The organism is Arsenicibacter sp. R0_47 (assembly GCF_057652235.1).
Window position 1 is genome coordinate 100,213 of record NZ_JBYFCJ010000003.1, and the last position, 20,105, is coordinate 120,317.

16 protein-coding genes are annotated in these 20,105 nt (G+C 53.0%); all 16 read right to left on the reverse strand.

Annotation, left to right across the window (positions count from 1 at the left end):
- Positions 1–2: 2 nt before the first annotated feature.
- The gene (locus tag AC23NW_RS06425; protein ID WP_487448442.1) at positions 3–1,190 is read right to left on the reverse strand and encodes an efflux RND transporter periplasmic adaptor subunit; all 1,188 of its coding nucleotides are present in this window, start codon (positions 1,188–1,190) and stop codon (positions 3–5) included.
- Between the two features lie 8 nt (positions 1,191–1,198).
- Complete coding sequence (locus AC23NW_RS06430; RefSeq protein ID WP_487448444.1) at positions 1,199–5,569, reverse strand: CusA/CzcA family heavy metal efflux RND transporter; 4,371 nt, start codon at positions 5,567–5,569, stop codon at positions 1,199–1,201.
- 127 nt (positions 5,570–5,696) lie between these two features.
- Positions 5,697–6,110: a hypothetical protein gene (locus tag AC23NW_RS06435; RefSeq protein ID WP_487448445.1), complete on the reverse strand. Its 414-nt coding sequence runs from the start codon at positions 6,108–6,110 to the stop codon at positions 5,697–5,699.
- A gap of 231 nt (positions 6,111–6,341) precedes the next feature.
- Complete coding sequence (locus AC23NW_RS06440; RefSeq protein WP_293833863.1) at positions 6,342–7,505, reverse strand: DUF748 domain-containing protein; 1,164 nt, start codon at positions 7,503–7,505, stop codon at positions 6,342–6,344.
- A gap of 100 nt (positions 7,506–7,605) precedes the next feature.
- Positions 7,606–8,940 (reverse strand): gluconate:H+ symporter, encoded by a 1,335-nt coding sequence (locus AC23NW_RS06445; protein ID WP_487448446.1) that lies wholly within the window; start codon positions 8,938–8,940, stop codon positions 7,606–7,608.
- Positions 8,941–9,003: 63 nt separating this feature from the next.
- Positions 9,004–10,293, reverse strand: coding sequence for an McrC family protein (locus tag AC23NW_RS06450; protein WP_487448447.1), 1,290 nt, complete (start codon positions 10,291–10,293; stop codon positions 9,004–9,006).
- 102 nt (positions 10,294–10,395) lie between these two features.
- Complete coding sequence (locus AC23NW_RS06455; protein WP_487448448.1) at positions 10,396–11,106, reverse strand: head GIN domain-containing protein; 711 nt, start codon at positions 11,104–11,106, stop codon at positions 10,396–10,398.
- Between the two features lie 206 nt (positions 11,107–11,312).
- A complete protein-coding gene (locus AC23NW_RS06460; protein ID WP_487448449.1) occupies positions 11,313–11,651 on the reverse strand; it encodes a hypothetical protein in 339 nt (112 codons plus the stop codon).
- A 99-nt stretch (positions 11,652–11,750) separates the two neighbouring features.
- The gene (locus AC23NW_RS06465; RefSeq protein WP_293833875.1) at positions 11,751–12,482 is read right to left on the reverse strand and encodes an RluA family pseudouridine synthase; all 732 of its coding nucleotides are present in this window, start codon (positions 12,480–12,482) and stop codon (positions 11,751–11,753) included.
- Between the two features lies 1 nt (position 12,483).
- On the reverse strand, positions 12,484–13,302 hold the full coding sequence (gene panB, locus AC23NW_RS06470) for a 3-methyl-2-oxobutanoate hydroxymethyltransferase (RefSeq protein WP_293833877.1): 819 nt from the start codon (positions 13,300–13,302) through the stop codon (positions 12,484–12,486).
- 25 nt (positions 13,303–13,327) lie between these two features.
- Entirely contained in the window at positions 13,328–14,833 is a 1,506-nt protein-coding gene (locus tag AC23NW_RS06475) for a murein hydrolase activator EnvC family protein (protein WP_487448451.1), read from the reverse strand.
- A gap of 21 nt (positions 14,834–14,854) precedes the next feature.
- Positions 14,855–15,853 carry a lipoprotein insertase outer membrane protein LolB1 gene (lolB1, locus tag AC23NW_RS06480; RefSeq protein WP_487448453.1) on the reverse strand — a complete coding sequence of 333 codons (999 nt, stop codon included), beginning with the start codon at positions 15,851–15,853 and terminating at the stop codon, positions 14,855–14,857.
- The gene (locus AC23NW_RS06485) at positions 15,846–17,615 is read right to left on the reverse strand and encodes a tetratricopeptide repeat protein (RefSeq protein WP_293833883.1); all 1,770 of its coding nucleotides are present in this window, start codon (positions 17,613–17,615) and stop codon (positions 15,846–15,848) included. The genes lolB1 and AC23NW_RS06485 overlap by 8 nt, the downstream gene beginning before the upstream one ends.
- A gap of 126 nt (positions 17,616–17,741) precedes the next feature.
- A complete protein-coding gene (locus AC23NW_RS06490; protein WP_487448456.1) occupies positions 17,742–18,041 on the reverse strand; it encodes a Dabb family protein in 300 nt (99 codons plus the stop codon).
- Positions 18,042–18,177: 136 nt separating this feature from the next.
- Positions 18,178–18,897 carry an RluA family pseudouridine synthase gene (locus tag AC23NW_RS06495; protein WP_293833887.1) on the reverse strand — a complete coding sequence of 240 codons (720 nt, stop codon included), beginning with the start codon at positions 18,895–18,897 and terminating at the stop codon, positions 18,178–18,180.
- Between the two features lie 98 nt (positions 18,898–18,995).
- A complete protein-coding gene (locus AC23NW_RS06500) occupies positions 18,996–20,030 on the reverse strand; it encodes a sensor histidine kinase (protein WP_293833888.1) in 1,035 nt (344 codons plus the stop codon).
- Between the last annotated feature and the right edge of the window lie 75 nt (positions 20,031–20,105).

The following is a 20,105-nucleotide window of genomic DNA, read 5'->3' on the forward strand; positions in this document are numbered from 1 at the left end:
TGTTATTCTTCCTGGTTATTCAGTTTTGACAGTAAGCTGTAGGCGCCTTTAACAACAACAGGCGTTTTCTGCGGATCAATGTCGGCCGGCAGGGTGACCGCTACGTAACCATTCTCGGCGATACCGGGCTGAACCGTAACCTGCCGGAACTGATACTGGCCTTTTTCTTTACTGATCAGTACATAAACATACGATTTCCCGCCGAAAGAAACCACGGCTGATTCCGGCAGCGCTGACACCGACTGGCTGGTAACGTCCAGCTCGGCCGATACGTAGGCTCCCGGGATGATTGACGGGGTCGCCGTTTGCGGGTGGGCGTGTACCTCAATCGTACGTTGCGGCGAGATTTCTTTCCCGATCAGAATGACCGTTGCCGGATGTACCGGGCGGCCTTCCTGACCAACCGCATACCGGAGCCGCTGACCAACACGAATCTGGTCAATATTACGCTCAAAAACAGATAAGGCCAGATGGATATGACTAATGTCAGTGATTTCGGCCAGCACATCGGCCGGATTTACGAATTTGCCCAGATTGATGTTAACCATCGTAATGTAGCCGTCGACCGGCGACGGAACCGGAATGGTACGCGTCAGTTTGTCTGCCCGCAGCGAGGCCGGATTAATCCGCAGCATCGTCAGCCGCTGTGCCTGACCGGCCAGCTGTGCCTGGAGCCGCTGCCGTTCAGAGGCCGTTTGCTGAAATACTTTGAGGGCGCTGACATTTTCGCGGCTCAGTTCCTGCTGGCGCTGGTATTCCTGATCGGTATAATCGAGTCGGGCTTTGGTTTCCAGGTAATCCTGCTGGAGCTGGATAAACTCCGGATTTTCCAGAACGGCCAGTACCTGCCCCTTCCGGACACGCTGGCCCGGCAACAGATCATGGTTCAGGTTACGGACGTAGCCGCCGTAGGGTACCGATACCGTTACCCGCTGATTGGGTGGTACATCAATGGTGCCGTTGACCTTGAGCGTGCTGCTGATGTCGCGGCGCTCCGGCTGGCCGAGCTCTATCGCGGCTATGTTGTATTGAGCCTGCGTAAAGGTGACCTCAACAGAGCCGTCGTTGCCTGCTTCGGCGGTAGCCGTACTGTCGGTTTTAGCCGGTGTATCTTCACCGGCATTTTTCGGGCTGTTGCAGGCCTGATATAGGAACATGGTCAGTAAAAGACCGGGAATGATTCGGTTCATGGGAGCGATTAGTCAAGCCCTGACAGGAATTCGAGGTACAGGACAGCCTGGTTTAGTTGGTTAAGTACATCCAGATAATTCTGGCGGATGGTGAGTGCCTGCTGGAGGGCCAGTGAGAATTCAACGTAGCCGATGTCGCCGCTGCGGAAGGCTTTGCGGGCATTGTCGGCAATGAGCCGGGCCTGGGGCAAACCGCTTTGTTCATAATACTGCACGGCGGTCTGGTAGCGGTCGTATTGCTGGACGGCCTGCGTATACTGGTTCCGGATAGTACGTTGCTGTATTTCCAGCTCGGTCTGCGCGATCTGCTCGGTAATGCGGGCCGACTCAACACGGGCTTTCTGCGGCCGGCTGATCAGCGGGAACAGAATACCCACCTGGCCACCGAAGAACCGGTGGCCGGCATTATACACGAACTCGTTGCCGTTGAAATTCTGGGTACCGATCAGCGTCTGGGAGAAAATACCCAGCTGAAATTCGGGCAGCAGCCGTGCCTGCTCGACCTGCCGTGTCCGCTGATTTACCTCAATCTGTTGTTTCAGCAGCGCCAGCACAGGGTGATTATTGACCGAGGCGGTGTCGGTTGGCAGAGTAAGGGTACGCCGGGTCAGGCGTTGGGCGGGCACGTCAACCGGTTCGGCGCTGTACAGCAGGTTCTGGAGCGATGTCCGGGCGGTAGTCAGCGCGGCCTCCGTCTGAGCCAGTCGCACGCGTTGTTCGGCCAGCTGGCTTTCGGCGGTGGCCTTTTCCAGCGAGCCGGTTTCGCCCGTGCGGAACCGGACGGCGGCGGCCTGCACAAATTCGGTCAGCAGTGAGTCCTGCTGGCGGAACAGCCGTTCCCGTTCGTGCTGGAACCATACTTCGTAATAGGCCGATTTCACCTGATACCGCAGGTCGTGCTGCGTAACGCTGACCTGCCGCTGCCGCTGTGCCGTTGTGGCGTCGTTCAGCGCTACAGATTCACGGATGAGCCTTGGGTTCGGCAGCGTTTGCGTCGCCGTGATGTTATTGTCGAACTTCCGGCTGTTGTACTGGCCGAGCATGGCATTGACATTCAGCTTACCGATGTCATAGGCCGACCGCCGCAGGGCTTGCTGAGCATTAACCTGATATTGAGCAACTTTGAGCTGCCCGTTCCGCGCATTAGCCTCCTGTAGTGCCTGGTCGAGCGTCACCGTACGAACCGGTGACTGTGCCTGCACCAGGCCGGTGAACAGAAGTCCGCCTAAGAACAGACTCAAGGTTTTAACCTGCTTGCCGGCCAGTTTTCCGGGACCGCCTTCAAAAAAGGTGTACAATACCGGTAAAACAATCAGTGTCAGCAGGGTAGCGGTAATAAGCCCGCCAATGACGACGGTGGCTAACGGCTTCTGAACTTCGGCACCACCGGACGTGGAAAGCGCCATGGGCAGGAAACCCAGTGAGGCCACCAGGGCCGTCATGACCACCGGACGCAGCCGGACATCGGTGCCTTTGCGGATGATTTCGGTCAGGTCGGTCAGGCCGTCTTCGTGGCGCAGCCGGTTAAATTCGGCGATGAGCACAATGCCGTTGAGCACCGATACCCCGAACAGGGCGATGAAGCCAACCCCGGCCGAAATGCTGAACGGCATACCGCGCAGGAGCAGAGCCGCCACCCCGCCAATGGCCGCCATCGGAATGGCCGTAAAAATCAGAATCGACTGCTTGACAGACCCGAAGGTGAAAAACAACAGCATGAAAATCAGCGCCAGCGCGGCCGGGACCGCAATCGAAAGTCGTTGCTTGGCCTCCACCAGATTCTGGAACTGACCGCCGTAGACAATCGAATAACCCGGCGGGAATTTGATTTTGGTATCTACCTTCTGCTGAAGTTCCTTGATAATACTCTCCACATCGCGGCCACGCACGTTGAAGCCGAGTGTAATCCGGCGGCGGGTATTGTCGCGCTGGATCTGGTTAGGAGCCTGAACGAGCTGAACAGACGCAATTTGCGAGAGCGGAATTTGGTTACCTTTCGGGGTCATAACGTATAAATTACTTACATCCTGAATACTCTGTCGTTTCTCCGGCGCAAGCCGCACCACGAGATCAAACCGGCGTTCGCCCTCAAATACCAGCCCGGCTGCCTGACCGGCAAAGGCGGTGTTGATGGTGCGGTTTACGTCGTTTACAGTAAGCCCGAACTGAGCCAGCCGGCTACGGTCGAGCTTAATCTGGATTTGCGGCTGGCCTTCTATCTGCTCAACATACAGGTCCTGAGCACCGTCTACGGTCTTGATGATGTTGGCCACCTTGTCGGCCTGACGCGTTAATTCACTCAGGTCGTCGCCGTAAATTTTGATACCAACGTCCTGACGCGAACCGGTCATGAGTTCGTTGAACCGCATCTGTACCGGTTGCTGAAAACCGAAGGTCACGCCCGGAATCTGCGAAACAACGGCCGCCATTTTCTCCACCATTTCGTCGCGTGTGCTGGCCGAGGTCCATTCACTGACGGGTTTGAAAATAACCATGAGGTCACTGGCTTCGATAGCCATCGGATCGGTCGGAATTTCGCCCGCCCCGATTTTACCGACGACCTGCTCCACCTCGGGGAAGTTTTTAAGAATCAGTTTCTCGGCTTTAAGCGTTGCATCGACGGTTTCGGACAGGGAGCTGCCGGTCAGCACGCGGGTATCAACGGCAAAGTCGCCTTCGTCCAGTGTCGGCAGGAATTCGCCGCCCATTTGCATAAACGCAACTACGCTGGCTCCCAGAAAGAGGATAGCCGTTCCGAGGACAATAAGCCGGTGGCGCAGCGACCACAGCAGCAGCGGTTCGTAGCGGCGGTGTACGGCACGGATGAGCTTATCGGAAAAGGTCTCACGGTGCTCGATTTTCTTACTGAGCAGCAGGGCCGACATCATCGGTACATACGTCAGCGACAGGATAAATGCCCCCAGAATGGCGAACGCAACGGTCAGCGCCATTGGGGTGAACATTTTGCCTTCGACACCGCTCAGGGCCAGAATCGGCAGGTATACGATCAGGATAATGATTTCTCCGAAAGCCGCCGAATTCCGGATGCGGGCCGCCGAATGAAATACTTCGTCGTCCATTTGCTCCTGTGTGAGCGTTTTATCGCGGTTGCGCAGCATCAGGTGATGCAGGGTTGCCTCCACAATAATCACGGCGCCGTCGACAATAAGGCCGAAGTCAATGGCACCCAGGCTCATGAGGTTACCCGATACGCCGAAGACATTCATCATACCAATGGCAAACAAGAGCGCCAGCGGAATAACCGATGCCACAACAACGCCCGCCCGCCATTCGCCAAGGAGCAGGACGAGTACGAAAATAACGATCAGCGCCCCTTCGCTCAGGTTTTTTGTAACGGTACCGATGGCACTGTCCACCATTTTTGTCCGGTCCAGAAACGGGACGAGCTGAATGCCCTCCGGCAGCGTTTTTTCAATTTCGGCGATTTTCGCTTTTACACGTTTGATAACTGCCGAGGAGTTTTCCCCTTTCAGCATCATCACGATGGCGCCGACAACCTCGCCGTCACCATTGCGCGTGACGGCCCCGTAACGCACGGCTGAACCGATCTGTACGGTGGCTACATCGCGGATACGAACCGGTGTGCCGTTGGCATTCTGCCGGACGAGCACATTTTCGATGTCGTCGACGCTGCCGATCAGCCCGTCGGCGCGGATGAAGAACGCATTCGGCTTCTTGTCGATGTAGGCCCCGCCGGTATTCTGGTTATTTTGTTCGAGAGCTGTAAACAGGTCGGTAATGCTCAGGTTGAAGCTGCGCAGCCGGTCGGGGTCAACGGCGATCTCGTACTGCTTCAGTTCCCCGCCAAAGCTGCTGATGTCGGCCACGCCGGGCGTTCCCAGCAACTGCCGCCGGATAATCCAGTCCTGAACGGACCGGAGCTCACGGGGCGGGTAGCGGTTTTCGTAGCCTTTTTTCGGGATAAGGGTATACTGGTAAATTTCGCCTAGACCGGTTGTAACGGGCGCCATTGTCGGTGTGCCGATGCCGGGCGGAATCTGGGTTACAATGGTTTGCAGGCGCTCGGCAATCTGCTGACGTGCCCAGTATACATCGACCCCGTCTTCAAAAACAACAGTAACGAGCGAAAGCCCGAAGCGCGAGAATGACCGGATTTCGATAAGACCGGGAATGTTGGCCAGCCCGACTTCGATCGGAAACGTAACGAGCCGTTCCATTTCGGGAGCCGCCAGCGAAGGGCTTGGTGTAATAACCTGCACCTGATTATTGGTAATGTCGGGTACGGCATCAATGGGCAGACGGGCGGCCGACCACCCGCCCCAAATGAGCAGTACCAGAGAAAACAGTCCGATAATCAGTTTATTCTGAATAGAAAAACGGATGATGCTGTTGAGCATGGAGAAGAAAAAATGATGGTAGATAATGTATCCGGAAAGGGGAGGACGTATGCCGGAAATACACAGACGTACTGCATCGCTCAACAGTGTTGAGTGACGTCAGCAGGGCCATCATTTGCCATACATCCTAACGGACGAACAGCTTGGGCGGATGGAAGAAGGAGAAGGTCCGTTCGGTCAGGAGCGGGCTGTGGTAGTGAAAATTGGGGCGTTGTGCCAGGATAAACACGAGCCGGTCCAGCAGGGACGGACGGAGCCAGTTGACCGGTGCAAACGCAATATGCCAGGTAAGGCCCAGACAATGATGAGAGGCTTTGAACGGAATCTGCGAGTGGTCGTGCTGGTTCTGATGCTGCGCGCTGCCTGCGCCGTAATGAAGGCTCAGAAAATCAATAAGCGACAGATCAGGTGCGGCTGCACGGTGCAGTTCGTAATGCTCCCAGAGTTGCGGCAGTTTTACACACTCTTCCCATACCGACGTCGGCAAAATGCTGACGGCAGACAGGTAGAGCCCCAGAAAGAGGGTGAGAAACTGCTTCATACTGACAAATGTAACCTATAAACGGATTTATAGGTGCTGGATCAGTCGAAAAAAACAAACAAAATGATGATGAAGATCACAATAAAAATGTAGTACCAGCCATCGACGAAAATGTATGGCTTATACTTGGTATAAAAGTTACGGATGGCAGACATTATTGTATAGCGCTAAGTGATACAAAACCTGATACGTTTACAAAAATACAGGTTTCTGCTTAGGTATGAATACAGGTCAATCCTTTCGCTTCTCCTGCCGCGCTTTTTTCCGGGCTTCTCGTTTCTCCCTGCGTTCGGCTTTCCGGGCTTCGCGTTTGGCTTTGAAATCGTCTTTTATGGTCTGAACGGCATCCTGAAACGTAACGTCGTTGTCGAACTTCTTTTCGAACGCTTCAATGTAGGCATTGCGCAGAACGCCGAAAATGGTTGTCCAGATATCAACGGAAACATCACTGACATCGCCCTGCAGCGGGATTTTGGTGGCTACCTGGTCTTTGCGCTGGTTTTCCAGTACTTCCGATCCGGCTTCGGCAAGCAGCTCGCGGAAAAAACTGCCGATGGTGCGGTCGTCGTGTTCCTTAAGCTTGAAGACCTGCATATTTTTGGTCAACGGTTTCAGATACCCTTTCAGTTTGCCGTCGTTCATGGCCATTTCGCTGAAGACGCTGATGGTTCCGCGCTCAAAATCGATCTTCGCATATTCGCGCGCCAGCGTGTTGAGCTCTGTGAGTTGAAGGTCGTTGAAGCGCAAATTATAATCGAAATCAGGCGTTTGCTTCAGCACATACATGTTGGCGTCGAAGCGCATGGTACCCCCCCAGCCCGGTACATCGCCCGTTGCCCATATCGGCGACGGCAAACGCCCTGGCTTTTCATCGACATTGCGGATATTCCGGATTTCGCCCTGAAACTTTTGAAGCGACAGATCGGTATTTGCCTTACTGAACAACTTCAGCAGCTTAACCTGTCCGTCTGTTACGGCAACGCGGTTGATCTGAATCGGCATCAGGTCTTTTACCACCTTAGTCCAGTCAACTTCGGCGCCGGTCTGCCGTTCAGATTCGTTCGTACTGAAGGAAAAGTTCAGCTGCGGGCTATAGCATTCGATTTCACTCACCAGCTTACCCTTGAGCAATGATTTCCACTCAATCGACAGATCGCTTTTGGGGATGTAAATAAACGGCTCCTGAAGCTTGCCGTTTATTTTCCGGATGCGGAGTTCCTTGATCTGGTATGATCCCTGAATCAGCGAAATATCAACGTCTTCGATATGGCCGGTATAGCTACCCATGTCGGCCAGAAGGTTATTGACATACCGTAAGACAATATAAGGTAGCAGCAGACGGGCCACAACCAGCAGCCCTGCCACAACAAGCAGGATTTTAACAGACCGTTTCAAGGTACTTCATCGGATTGGTAGTATACAAGTAACCCGACGAGGCCTGTTTGGTTTACATAGTCCAGTAAATGACTGATCTATACGCACCTGTAAATCAAATTTATATAATCAGATCCAGAATCAGCACGCCGATCAGACCCACAATGGAGACAATGGTTTCCATGACCGACCAGGTTTTAATCGTGTCTTTGATGCTCAGGTTGAAATATTCTTTAAATAACCAGAAACCGCCGTCGTTGATGTGTGAAAACATCAGACTGCCCGATCCGATGGCCAGCACCATCAGCTCCGGCTGAATGGTCTGGGCCTGTAACAGCGGTAAAATAATGCCTACGGTGGTCAGCCCCGCTACCGTAGCCGAGCCGACACATACGCGGATTACAGCGGCCATGCCCCAGCCGAGCAACAGCGGCGGAATGGCGGCATCGGTCAGCAGGCTGCCAATGTACTTGCTGGTACCGCTGTCCATAAATACCTGTTTCAGTGCGCCGGCGCCGGCAATAACCAGCAGAATCGGGGCGGCGGCCTTAATCGCCTCTTCGAGGTCTTTCATCACGGCTTTCATCGATTGCCCGCGCTGAAGCCCGAGGAAATAAACAGCAACCAGCACCGACACCAGCATGCCAACATAAGGTTCTGACAAGAGTTTGAACAGATTGGTCAGCGCAGCCATACCGGCCGATTGCTCCTGATGGCTAAGGTACGTTTTCAGTGGTCCGAGCAGTGTCAGCAACGCTACGGGCAACAGAGCGACAAAGAAACTGATACCGGCGCCCGGCAAATCTGTCGTAGGCACATCCTTGATATTAAACAGGCTACGGTCGATATGCGGGTTGTATTTTGACAGGGTTTTACCGAAAATCGGGCCGGCGATGATGATAGCGGGTACGGCGACAATCAGGCCATAAAGCAGCGTTTTGCCAATATCGGCGTTCAGCTGTCCGGCGATAGCGGCCGGTGACGGGTGGGGCGGCAGGTATCCGTGTGCCACTGATAAGGCCGATAACATCGGTACGGCAACCGTCAGCAACGGCAGCCTTGATGAGGCTGCGATGGTAAAAATAAGCGGGACAACGATGATGAAACCGGCATTGTAAAACAACGGGATACCAATGACGAAACCAGCCAGTGCCAGCCCCCAGTGAATGTTTTTAATCCCGAACCAGCCGATCATAACATCTGTAATGCGTCGGGCGGCGCCGCTTTCGGCCACGAGACGGCCGAGCATGGCGCCGAAACCAATGATCAATACCAGATCGCCGAGGGTTCCGCCGATACCGGTCTGGATCGACTTGCCGACGGCCGTTACCTCCATACCGGAGGCTAAGCCAATGGCCAGCGAAACCAGCACAAATGAGATAAAGGTGTCCAGATGCACAAAGGCAATCAGGGCCACTAAGGCCAAAATACCAAGCAGGGTTAAGAGAAGAGGCATGTGTAACGTGGGTTGTCGGAATAGGTCGAAGCGGTTCCGGTTGCTTCGGCAGCTGCATATTACTCACTTCGTCCGGAAAGACAAAGTCAGGGCATGTATCTTTTCTACTTCCTGCACGAGGGGCTGCGTAACGTCAAATGGAATCACGTGCAGGCGCGTGTCCGGATCATAGCCGAAGACATCAAGTGGCTCCTGAAAACTCGCATTGGCAGGATAGAGTAAGATCAGGTCGCGGGCGCTGTATTTTTTGCCATAGGCATACAGCTGATAAAGGTCGCCGGTGTCAATACCGTAATTACCTTTCCGGTCAGCGCCATTGACCTGTTTCCATTTTGTATCGAGCACGACTGTCTGCGTGTCCTGCCGGATCACAAGGTCGGGGCGGAGTTTAAACTTAGGTGTTCCCACATGGGCGTCGACCAGGTGCATCGAGCTTTCCTGGGCACTGATGCTGCCCGATGGCCAGTAGTGCCGGAAGCCATGGGTGACGTACTGCTCAAAAATCCGTTCCATCGGAAACAGCAGCGCAAGCGACAGGGCCGTTCCCGCCCGAACGCCGTAGGCCTCCTGTTGCAGCAAGGCTTTGGCCCAGCGCAGGGCTGTGGCATAGCGGCTCTCCTGCCGGCCATTGGTCTGAACAAGCTGCCAGTCGACTGTCAGGTTTTCCGACAGCGATACCTCGTCGAATGCCTGGAGGAGTTGCCGGATGCGGGCCTGATTCCGGAGGGTGCCGGTGCGTGGCCGCAGCAGGTCCAGGGTTGTTTTCAGGATGCGGTTAGGCGGGGTGTCAGGTGTTCGCTTGTCGTAGCGGATGGCGACGCGCCCGGCATGGTGCAGGTTATGGCGCAGGTGCTGCCCCGGCAGGAATTTCCCTTTCCAGAACGGCTCATTGCCCTCAACGGTCAGATACGTTTGTTGGACTCCCTGACTGACAAGGCGCTCGGTTTCATCCAGAAACACTGTGATAAAAATCTCCCACAGCGGCAGCTGACTGCTGCGGGTGTGGGCGTTGGAAATGCTCCTGAACGGACTGTTGGCCAGCCGCCGCAGCATCCTGAGCAGCGACCGGCGGGCTGTTTCCGGCTGGTCGCCAGTTATTTTAGGCAGAATTTCCAGCTGAACACCATGCGGTGTTTCGAGCAGGCCGACGTAATTTTTGACACGGAGGGTTTCGCGGCCTTTTTGCCAAATCAGCTGGAGGATTGCATCGGCATCGTCCTGACCGGCCAGCTCACGCAGTTGGCGGAAAGCGGGCCCCGGCAGGAAAACCTCCGAAACCGAATCAGCGTTGCCGGGAAAGTCGTCGGCATTGCGGATACACCCGTATTCGGAGATAGTTTTGCGAAGCGGCATGGCGCAAAGGTACGGATGTTTGGGCACAAGCTTTGGTCATATACGACAAGGGTGATATGGGCCTACCATATCACCCTTGTCGTATATGGCCGGAAAAGCATGTCAATCCCGCTGTACCGAACTGCCGCCCGATACGTTCTGGCGGACAGACGGGTTGCCCTGATAGCGTACGTTGCTGGCACCGGATGCACTTACATCGAGGTTTTTACCCACATCTACCCGTGCACGGCTTGCGCCTGAGACATCCAGAATTGCCTCATTGACCGGATAATCAAAGGCATACAGGCTTGAGGCTCCCGACAGATCGCCTTCCAATACATTGCCTGATCCAAAAAAAGTTGCTTCTGACGCACCCGATAAATCAACGCGGACGCTGCCGGCATCCAAGTCGATGTCGGAGCGGGAATAACCCGAAAGAATTGCTTCAAAACTCCGCAGACCGCCGAACCCGCTGATACTTGACCGGGTTGCTCCTGAAAAATCAACACCGCTGATGGTTGGCATTGTGATCGTGAAATAGGTCGTATAGCTGTGATTGCTGCCTGACCGGTAGCGCGCATATAACTTGCCGTTTCGCGTATACACATCCAGATCGTTAACATCGTTGCGGTTACCGCGTACCTCAATCCGGTAAGCAGACCCCTGCCGGACGGTAATGTTAAAGGCACTGCCCATCGACAGCTGATCGAAGCCCGTCAGGGCATACGTCTGAATGACCTCTTCGTAAGGGCCGCGGTCGATGTAGTTAAAATTACAGGCAGAAAAAGAAGCCAGAAGGGCCAGACAGGTAGTAAGGAAAATAGCGCGTTTCATACTGCTGTATTCGTTCGTGTTGTTGTTTGTGATATTGCATTGGTGGAGCAACGTTCCGTGTCGGTTGGATATGTTTTCAGCCCAAAAGGTTTAAAAGATGAATTGGCTGGATGAATCCGGAAAAACAGGGAACAGTCCACATGCAGGTTGTATAGCGCTATGACAACCGTGCAGCAGACGACCCCTACGAACGATTGAAAAAGTTTTCAGGCTGGCCGGTTGGCTTTCCGGTCGTAGAGTAAAAAGGCATACAGCATTAAAAGCCACCAATATTCTGTATAGATTGCCAGCCCAACCATTGGAATAAAGTACTGAAGGCGGCGCAGGATAAAGGCGGGAAGTAAGCTAAAACTCAGGGTAATCAGATCGTTAAAGCTATGGCTCGGGTGGATGGCTGGCTCTACGTAATTACGGTAGAAATAATAACCAGCGCAGGATACCAGCACGGAGCTGCCAAATATCCACCAGAAACGGCGGTCCTGAGGGCCAAGTCCGCGATCTAGATAGGCGCGGTATTGGTTCATGAGCTGATGCAGTGTTGTCATACGATATTGTAGTGATATATATGAACTAAATATACTATTATTTCCTGACAAAAAAAGCCGGTACACAGCGTGCACCGGCTTCAGGAATGGCCCGGATTGTTAATAAATGAAATCCAGGTTTTTGTCTTTGTAGTCCTCCGAGTCGAGTTCGAGGAATTCTTCCCAGAACGGATCGGCCGGCAGACCGGCTTTGCAGATCAGCGGCTCTTTTTTCACCGGATGCGTAAAATACAACCGGCGGGCATGCAGGTATATTTTCTTGTCGGCTACCACGCGGTCATATCCGTATTTAATATCGCCGCGAATCGGGCAACCCATGTGGGCCAGCTGCGACCGTATCTGGTGCGGACGGCCTGTAATCGGCTCAACCTCCAGCAGATAGTGCTCGTTGATCAGACCCAGCAGCCGGTATTTCAATTCGGCTTTCTGCGAATTCGGAGCTTCGTAGTCGTATACCGTAACCTGGTTTTTGGCTTCGTCCTTCACGAGCCAGTTTACCAGTTTGTCCGACTTCTGCGGCGGCTTCTGGCGGACAACGGCCCAGTACGTTTTCTGAATCTGCCGTTTCCGGAAGAGTTCGGTCATGCGCTCCAGCGACTTTGACGTGCGCGCAAACACCACCAGACCACTCACCGGCCGGTCGAGCCGGTGAACAGGATGCAGAAATACGTCGCCGGGTTTGTTGTATTTCTCTTTAATGTAATCTCTCAGGATGTCGGTAAGAGTAATATCGCCGGTGCGGTCGCCCTGCACCAGAATACCCGGCTCTTTGTTCACAACCAGCAGGTGATTGTCTTCGTAGACGACCTGAAAAGGTTTTCTTTTTTTCATACTAATACGCTTCGCTTTCGTTCGGGAAGCTGCGTGTTTTTACATCGTCGACATAATGCGCGATGGCCTCGTTCATGATTCCGTTCAGGTCGGCGTACCGGCGCAGAAAGCGGGGTTTGAACTCTTTGGTAATGCCCAGTAAGTCGTGTAACACAAGAATCTGACCGTCGGCATCAGGACCTGCACCGATACCAATCGTCGGAATATTCAGATTTTGAGAGACTTGTTTTGTCAGGGCAGCCGGAATTTTTTCGAGGACGACACTAAAACATCCGATTTCCTGTAACATCTGTGCATCCTCAATTAGTTTCCGTGCCTCCGCTTCTTCTTTGGCCCGGACGGTATACGTGCCGAATTTATAGATCGATTGCGGGGTAAGGCCAAGGTGACCCATTACCGGTACACCGGCGCTCAGAATCCGCGTGACAGACTCTTTAATTTCGACACCACCTTCGAGCTTAACCGCATGGGCCCCCGACTCCTTCATGATCCGGATGGCCGACCGCAGGGCCTCCGACGAGTTGCCCTGATAAGAGCCAAACGGCAGATCCACGACCACCAGGGCCCTTTTTACGGCCCGTACCACTGAACTGGCGTGGTAAATCATCTGGTCGAGGGTGATGGGTAAGGTCGTTTCGTGGCCCGCCATCACATTCGATGCTGAATCGCCGACCAGAATAATTTCAACGCCTGCCGCATCGACCACTTTGGCCATCGAAAAGTCGTAGGCGGTCAGGGCGGTAATTTTTTCTCCTCTATTTTTCAGTTCCTGAATAACGTGCGTAGTTACCCGCTTTATATCCGGATTGTGTACAGACATGGTATTGCAGTTTAATGGGGTATGCTTAGCGTGGACGAAGCCACGATTCGGGGTTCATTTTGGTAAGGTTTTTCCAGATCTGGAACTGGATTTCGGTAATACCATCCTTGCCGGTCGCCACGCTGCCAATCATGTCGCGTGCCTTAACCCGCTGACCGATTTTAACCGAAACGCTTTTCAGTTTAGCATAGACCGTCATGTAGTTTCCGTGCTGAATAGCCACGACGTTGTTCATGCCAGGCATGTAAGCCACGTCCTGTACAACGCCGTCATAGACCGACTGAACGGATTCACCGGCATTGGTCTGAATGTCGATGCCCATGTTCTCAACCATCAGACCTTTCAGGACAGGGTGGGGTTTGACCCCGAATTTATCCGAAACAAAGCCATGCTGCACCGGCCACGGCAGCCGGTTTTTAGAAGCGGCAAACGAGGAGGCCAGGGCATATTCGGCCTCGTTCAGGTTATTCTCCCGTGCTTCGGCAGGGCGTGAGACCACCACTGGGGCTTCGGCTTTCGGCTCTGGTTTGGGCTCCGCTGGTTTTGGTTCGGCCGGCTTAGGCTCGGCTGGTTTCGGCTCGGCCGGATTATCGGCCGGTTTATTGGCATTGGCCAGGGCTTCGGCCCGGCGCTGTTCGTCGGCTTTACGCTGGTCCTCCGCCCGCCGGCGTTCTTCTGCCTTACGTTCGGCTTCCAGACGGGCTAATCGCTCACGTTCGGCCCGTTCCCGTGCTTCGCGTTCGGCTTTTTCGCGGGCTTCCCGTTCTGCACGCTCTTTCGCTTCCCGCGCAATAATGCGGGTAATCATGTTTTCGAGGTTGGTCACTGCCCGGCGGCTTTCAACCAGTTCGTCGCGAAGCTGCACCTCACGCTGACTCAGCTCTTTAACAACTTTATTCTGCTCATCTTTAAGTCCTTCCAGCTTTTTACCCTCTGATACTTTGGCTGTCAGTGTCGTTTTTTGCTGGCTACGTTTCTGCTCCGTTGCTATCCGTTTTTCCTGCAACATACCCTTTACCCGCTCCATTTGTTTCACCTGACTGTGCCGGGCATCGGAGTATTGTTTCAGGTAGCGGTAGCGGGCAACGAGCTGGTTGAAATTGTCTGACGAAAACAGGAAACCCAGCGGATTAAGCTGCTGGCGTCGTTTATCGGCCGAATACACCATCTCGGCATATTGCTTTTTCAGCTGACCAAGCTCCTCGTTAAGTTTATTGCTGGCATTCCGTAGATCGACCACTTCCGAATCCATCAGTTTCAGGTCTTCGGTCATCAGATTGATCTGCTCGGACTGCGATTTAATCTGCTGATTCAGGGCTTTGAGCTTGCCCATGGTGGCCTGCTTCTCCGTCGATGTCTGTTTCAGAATCGACCGGATTTCGGTGATTTTTTCAAGGTTCTGCTTTTTTTCCTTCTCCAGTACCTGCCGGTTACGGGGTTGCTGGGCATAGGCCAGCCCGCTCACCAGTGAGAGACCGGTCAGGAGAAAAAACGTAAACCGGAAATGAGCTTGCCACGTTACTGTACACATAAGCTGAAATCAGGGTTCCGGTCAGGGCCGGCGCGTATAGCGGGCCGGAATGCTGAACGGGAAACCGGGGTTTTTGTCTACCAATTCGACTTTGCTATGCCGAATCCGCAACAAGGTCTGATAAAACTGCCCGTCAGCGCCCGATTTATAATCGAGGGTGATCAGGCTGGTATATGGGAATAAAAAGTTGTTCAGCGCAGTAAAATCGGCATAGTCGAGCCGGAGCGTATTTTTGGTCGGCTGTTCCACCACCATCAGTTTCTTCAGCTTCCGGTTTTCTTCGCCGATATAATTCTCAACCAGTACCTTCCCTTCCGTCTGACGCAGGAGCAGGTAATCGCGTTCGTTTTTAATTTTCTGCGCGGGTTGTTTCGGCAGGGGCAGGTTACCGACAATCAGGGCCTGGAGCAGTTCAAAGTTCATGTCGAAGTTGAACCGTTTGCTCAGTCCCGGAAAATCGTACTGCGTATACTCGTTGTTGATTTTATCCAGAATCGTGATCGAATCACGGGTGACGAGCACCCGGGCGGCTTCCACCCCGATTTTGGAAATTGCGATCCAGACCAGACTGTCTTTGGCTACCCGGATATTCACCGTTGCATTATCGATATCCTGATCTTTGCTTTTAAACGAGACCTTAGCTTTGGCGGTCAGATAGTCAAAATCGATTTCGGCTACGTTGGCCCGTGCCTCTTCAATGCCGGGACGGGGTGTTTTCGGCGTGGTTACCGGAGGCATTGCGGGAGTATTGGCTGATGTTGAGGTAACGGCAGCACTGGAATCGCCCGGCATAACCGGTTTCAGGCGCGTTGTGTCCGGTGAACCGGATGCCGTCTGCTCCGAAGACCCGGTGCGGTCAAGCCGGTGCCGGCGACAGCCTTCACTGCCTGTCAGCAGCACCAGTGCCAGCAGCCATGTCCACTGGACGGGCGGGAGACTGTATGATTTGGTACTTCCCCGGATAATCTGCTTGAAACGGAGTGAAAACCATCCCAAATCATACATCTGCGTTTTATTCATATAATTTTCCGGTGGCAATCTTTTTGTCAATGTTACTACTTGCTTCGCCTTTTTGTTTGGCTTTTTTCCACTGTTCAACGGCTTTGTCGCGCTCACCTAACTGATACAACACATCGCCGTAATGCTCCAGAATGGTACCGCTCACGTTCGGATCACCGGTAACCGCTTTCTCAAGATAGGTACGGGCTTTGGCGTAATCCTTCATGACATACAGCACCCAGGCGTGCGTATCGAGATAGGTCGCATTCGTCGGGAAACGATCCACGAGTTTCTGCGACATCTGCACGGCCTGCGGCAGTTTATCCTTCCGTAATGACAGGAAATAGGCAAAGTTATTCAGCACGTGCTCATTCAGCGGGTCCGTTTTGAGGACCAGTTCATACGCTTCGTCAGATTTAGCGTTGTCGCCGGCACCGTTGTAGGCATCGCCCAGCTGTGCGTTAATGGCTTTAACCAGATCAGGGTTCTGCGTGACTGAAATCAGCTTCCGGCTTTCTTCCAGCGCATCAACTGCTGCCTGGTATTTTCGTTTGTAGAGATTCGCCGATCCGTTTGAGTACCAGAACAGCCCCTGTGTCGGAAAAATCTCCAGCGCTTTTTCTGAATGCACCAGCAGACTGTCTACCTGATTGAGCTGTCCGTCGAGCTGTAGAATGGCTTCCCAGACCTGATACGATGATTCGTCGAGCCTGGCGGCTTTCACATAGGCATCGCGCGACTCCGCAAATTTGTTTTGCTGTGCCAGCAGATCTGCCATCATGATCAGCGACTTCGCATCATTCGGGTGGGTTTTTACCAGATCCTGCGCCATTTTCAGCGCATCCTGCTGCCCTGCCTTATCATCGCCGTTCAGGGCGGCATAACTCGCCAGAATCCGGGCTTTCAGGTTGGGTTCCAGATTCGGGTTATTGAAGACATGGTCCAGTTCCTGCTTGCAGCGGGCCATATCGCCTTTTTTCCGGTAAATATCGGCAAGCATGACGTGGGCCTGTGCCATGTCCGGATCCAGCTTAATGGCTTTATCCAGCCAGCCGATGGCCTGGTCATTGCGGTCGTTGGCAATAAGGAGTTCCGCGCCTTCTACCAGGTATTCCGGTTCACCCGGCTCTGAGGCTACGAGCTTTTCGGCTTCTTCAACGGCCTTATCAATCTTGTTCTGCTTCAGATAAATCCGCTGCTTCTGGCGGGTTATTTCCTCGTTGATGCCCAGCGCGCGTTCAACACGGTTGTAGGCGTCGAGGGCTTTATCCGGTTTATCGTCGAAAAGGTAGATCGCGGCCAGCTCAACACCGTATTCCATGTTGTCGGTACTTTGTTTGAGCAGGCTTTCGTACAACTCCTCGGCATCGCTGTAGCGCTTTTGCTTCACATACAGTTCGGCCAGCAGGAGGGAGTAAAATTTATTGGTTTTATCGACGCTGTGGGCTTTGGCCGCATACGGAATAGCTTCTGCCGTTTTGCCGGTTTTCATCAGCGCCGACGCCATGGCATACTGAGCGCCTGCGTTGTCGGGTGATTTCTGAACCAGTTTTTCGAACTGCGCAATGGCTTTGGAAGGCTCATCAGTCATTAGAAACTTCATGCCTTCCATGAACTGCGATTCGTCTTCGAGCCGTGCCCGGACCGGATCCGATTGGGCAGCGGCCGGCGCTGTCGTGCTCAGTGGTTTTTCACCGGCTTTTTTTTGCGCCAGCACCGACGTGGCCGGCAGCGTAAAGACCAGACACCCGAGTACGTATTTTGTTAAGCAACGTGTGTTCATCGCAGTTGTAAAAGATAGCAATATCAGTATATAACGATTATTATCCAGAAACGGCAGGGTAAATCGTTCTATTGCAGATCGCCCGCAAAACAGGTGGGAATCAGACAAAGATAACAGTTTATCGGCTTATTCAACCGCATCATATACTTGTACACGCGACCACAGGTGTGCACAGTCGGCTACAAATTTCTTATGCGTCGGGTGTTCCTGGTACACATCCTGAGCCGCTTTATCCGTAAAAATAAACGTGATCGAAAAGTCATAGCTGTGGTCAATCACCGCGCGGCGGGTTTCTGCCGGCTTACCAATGTAGGCAGCATGGATAGCATCTATGCTTTTTAAGGTCTCCAGTCCGGCCCGCAGGGCGTCGTGATCTGCCTGATTTTCAGGATTGTTAAGCCAGAAAAATACTGTGTGTACAAACATATTTAAGGGAGAAGTTTAACGGAATGAATACTGTAGAATGAACAAGGGAAAATGCATCAGTTAATCCTATTCATTTTACAGTATTCATTCCACATTACGGATGCAACCATACTAACCCAGACGGGCTACCGGGCGTTTATGAAAATTTTTCCAGTTGCTTGACCAGCACGTCAAAATCCTTAGGATACGGGGCTTCAATTTTCATGCGGTCGCCGTTCAGGAGATTAAACGTGAGGGAATGGGCATGCAGGGCTACCCGCTGGATAAGCGGAAATTCCTCGGTATCTTTCTTGAGGTTGAAATTGCGCTTCAGCTGCGACAGGAAAAGCGGCTCGCCGCCATAGGTCGGGTCGCTGACAATCGGCGCTTTGAGGCACATCAGGTGCACCCGGATCTGATGCATGCGGCCCGTAATCGGAATACATTCCACCAGTGTGGCTTGCCGGTACGCCTTGATGGTATTAAAGATCGTTTCGGCCACCTTCCCTTTCTGCCGGTCAATCCGGACGGCGGTTCCGTCCTTAATCGGCGCGATGGGCAGGAAAACCGAAATGCTGTCGAAATCATGTACACCGTTGACAACGGCATGGTAGCGTTTGGTCACCTCGCGGTGTTCAAACTGCATGGCCAGATGGCGGTACGCTTCCGGATGTTTGGCAATAGCCAGAACGCCCGATGTTTCCTTATCCAGCCGGTGGCCGAGCTGGGCGTCGGCATGGTAGGCTTTTGCCAGCCGCAGAATACTCGACGACCGGTCGGAGGTACGTTCGTCCAGCGAGGCTACGTAGGGCGGTTTGTTAATAACAATATAGTCTTCGTTCTCAAAAACGATCAGGTCTTCGAAATTGATTTTCATGAAAATCGGATAACTCCCGACGGATGTCCGGTCACAGCCTTTACGGCCGGCACCGGGTTACAGACGGGCTGAATGAATCTGTATGTATGTGCTGGTGCCTACTCCATTTTTTCCAGCTTGAAGCTGAAGGTAGTGCCTTTGTCTATTTTCGACATTACCGTAATTCTGGATTTGTGGGCATTCAGAATATGCTTAACAATGGCAAGGCCTAAACCCGTTCCCCCGCGCTCCTTTGAGCGGCTTTTATCAACGCGGTAGAACCGTTCGAAGATGCGGCTCAGGTGTTCGGGCGGAATTCCCGGACCGTCGTCCTTTACCGAAACCTGAATGTTCTTTTTATCTTCTTCCAGCGAAACGAGCACCTTACCGTTTTCATTGCCGTATTTAATGGCGTTTTCGATCAGGTTGGTCATCACCTGCATAATGCGCTGCGGATCGGCTTTAACCCAGGTGCCGTTCGGCTTGTCGGTCTTCACTTTGAGCGACACCCCTTTGTTATGGGCGATTTTCTCGAGCTGATCAAATATTTCGCCAACGACTTCGTGCAGGTCAATCCGCTCAAAGTGCATCTTTACCTCGCCGGTTTCCAGCTGGGATAACGCTACAAGATCCTTGACCAGGATATCGAGCCCATCGAGACTTTTGGCGGCTTTTGCGAGGAACTTACCACGTACTTTTTCGTCGTCAATCGCGCCGTCCAGAAGCGTATGAATAAATCCCTGAGCGGCGAAGATCGGTGTCTTTAACTCATGTGAGACATCGGCCAGAAACTCCCGCCGGAACTGCTCAATGCGCCGGAGCTCTTCAATCTCTTTCTGCTTTTTAGCGACGTAGAAAAAGAACTCATCATTCAGTTTTTTAAACGGATGGTTGTTTTTGGAAATCGTTTTGCGGTTAATGGTAAAGTCCTTGAGCTTAAGCTTATGAATGGTTTTATACATTTTATCGACCTCCCGGTATACCAGAATTTCGATGGCGTAGAGAATCAGGAAAAACGATACGCCGAATGACGATATGCCCGCCACAAAGAGCATACTGTTGGTGACACCTTCGACAAATGCGAGGAAAACAGTGGTCAGGGCTGAAATCAGGACCGCCAGCAGCAGGGCGGTGATTCTTGGACTTAACAACATGATTCCAAAGGTACACTATTTGAACCTTTATGCCCAAGAACAGCTGAAGGCAACCTGTAAACTTAACAGGTTGCC

Bases quoted from the DNA above. Each gene is read 5' to 3' on its own strand.
- AC23NW_RS06425 (WP_487448442.1), bottom strand. From the start codon at position 1,190: ATGAACCGAATCATTCCCGGTCTTTTACTGACCATGTTCCTATATCAG.
- AC23NW_RS06430 (WP_487448444.1), bottom strand. From the start codon at position 5,569: ATGCTCAACAGCATCATCCGTTTTTCTATTCAGAATAAACTGATTATC.
- AC23NW_RS06435 (WP_487448445.1), bottom strand. From the start codon at position 6,110: ATGAAGCAGTTTCTCACCCTCTTTCTGGGGCTCTACCTGTCTGCCGTC.
- AC23NW_RS06445 (WP_487448446.1), bottom strand. From the start codon at position 8,940: ATGCCTCTTCTCTTAACCCTGCTTGGTATTTTGGCCTTAGTGGCCCTG.
- AC23NW_RS06450 (WP_487448447.1), bottom strand. From the start codon at position 10,293: ATGCCGCTTCGCAAAACTATCTCCGAATACGGGTGTATCCGCAATGCC.
- AC23NW_RS06455 (WP_487448448.1), bottom strand. From the start codon at position 11,106: ATGAAACGCGCTATTTTCCTTACTACCTGTCTGGCCCTTCTGGCTTCT.
- AC23NW_RS06460 (WP_487448449.1), bottom strand. From the start codon at position 11,651: ATGACAACACTGCATCAGCTCATGAACCAATACCGCGCCTATCTAGAT.
- AC23NW_RS06465 (WP_293833875.1), bottom strand. From the start codon at position 12,482: ATGAAAAAAAGAAAACCTTTTCAGGTCGTCTACGAAGACAATCACCTG.
- panB (WP_293833877.1), bottom strand. From the start codon at position 13,302: ATGTCTGTACACAATCCGGATATAAAGCGGGTAACTACGCACGTTATT.
- AC23NW_RS06475 (WP_487448451.1), bottom strand. From the start codon at position 14,833: ATGTGTACAGTAACGTGGCAAGCTCATTTCCGGTTTACGTTTTTTCTC.
- lolB1 (WP_487448453.1), bottom strand. From the start codon at position 15,853: ATGAATAAAACGCAGATGTATGATTTGGGATGGTTTTCACTCCGTTTC.
- AC23NW_RS06485 (WP_293833883.1), bottom strand. From the start codon at position 17,615: ATGAACACACGTTGCTTAACAAAATACGTACTCGGGTGTCTGGTCTTT.
- AC23NW_RS06490 (WP_487448456.1), bottom strand. From the start codon at position 18,041: ATGTTTGTACACACAGTATTTTTCTGGCTTAACAATCCTGAAAATCAG.
- AC23NW_RS06495 (WP_293833887.1), bottom strand. From the start codon at position 18,897: ATGAAAATCAATTTCGAAGACCTGATCGTTTTTGAGAACGAAGACTAT.
- AC23NW_RS06500 (WP_293833888.1), bottom strand. From the start codon at position 20,030: ATGTTGTTAAGTCCAAGAATCACCGCCCTGCTGCTGGCGGTCCTGATT.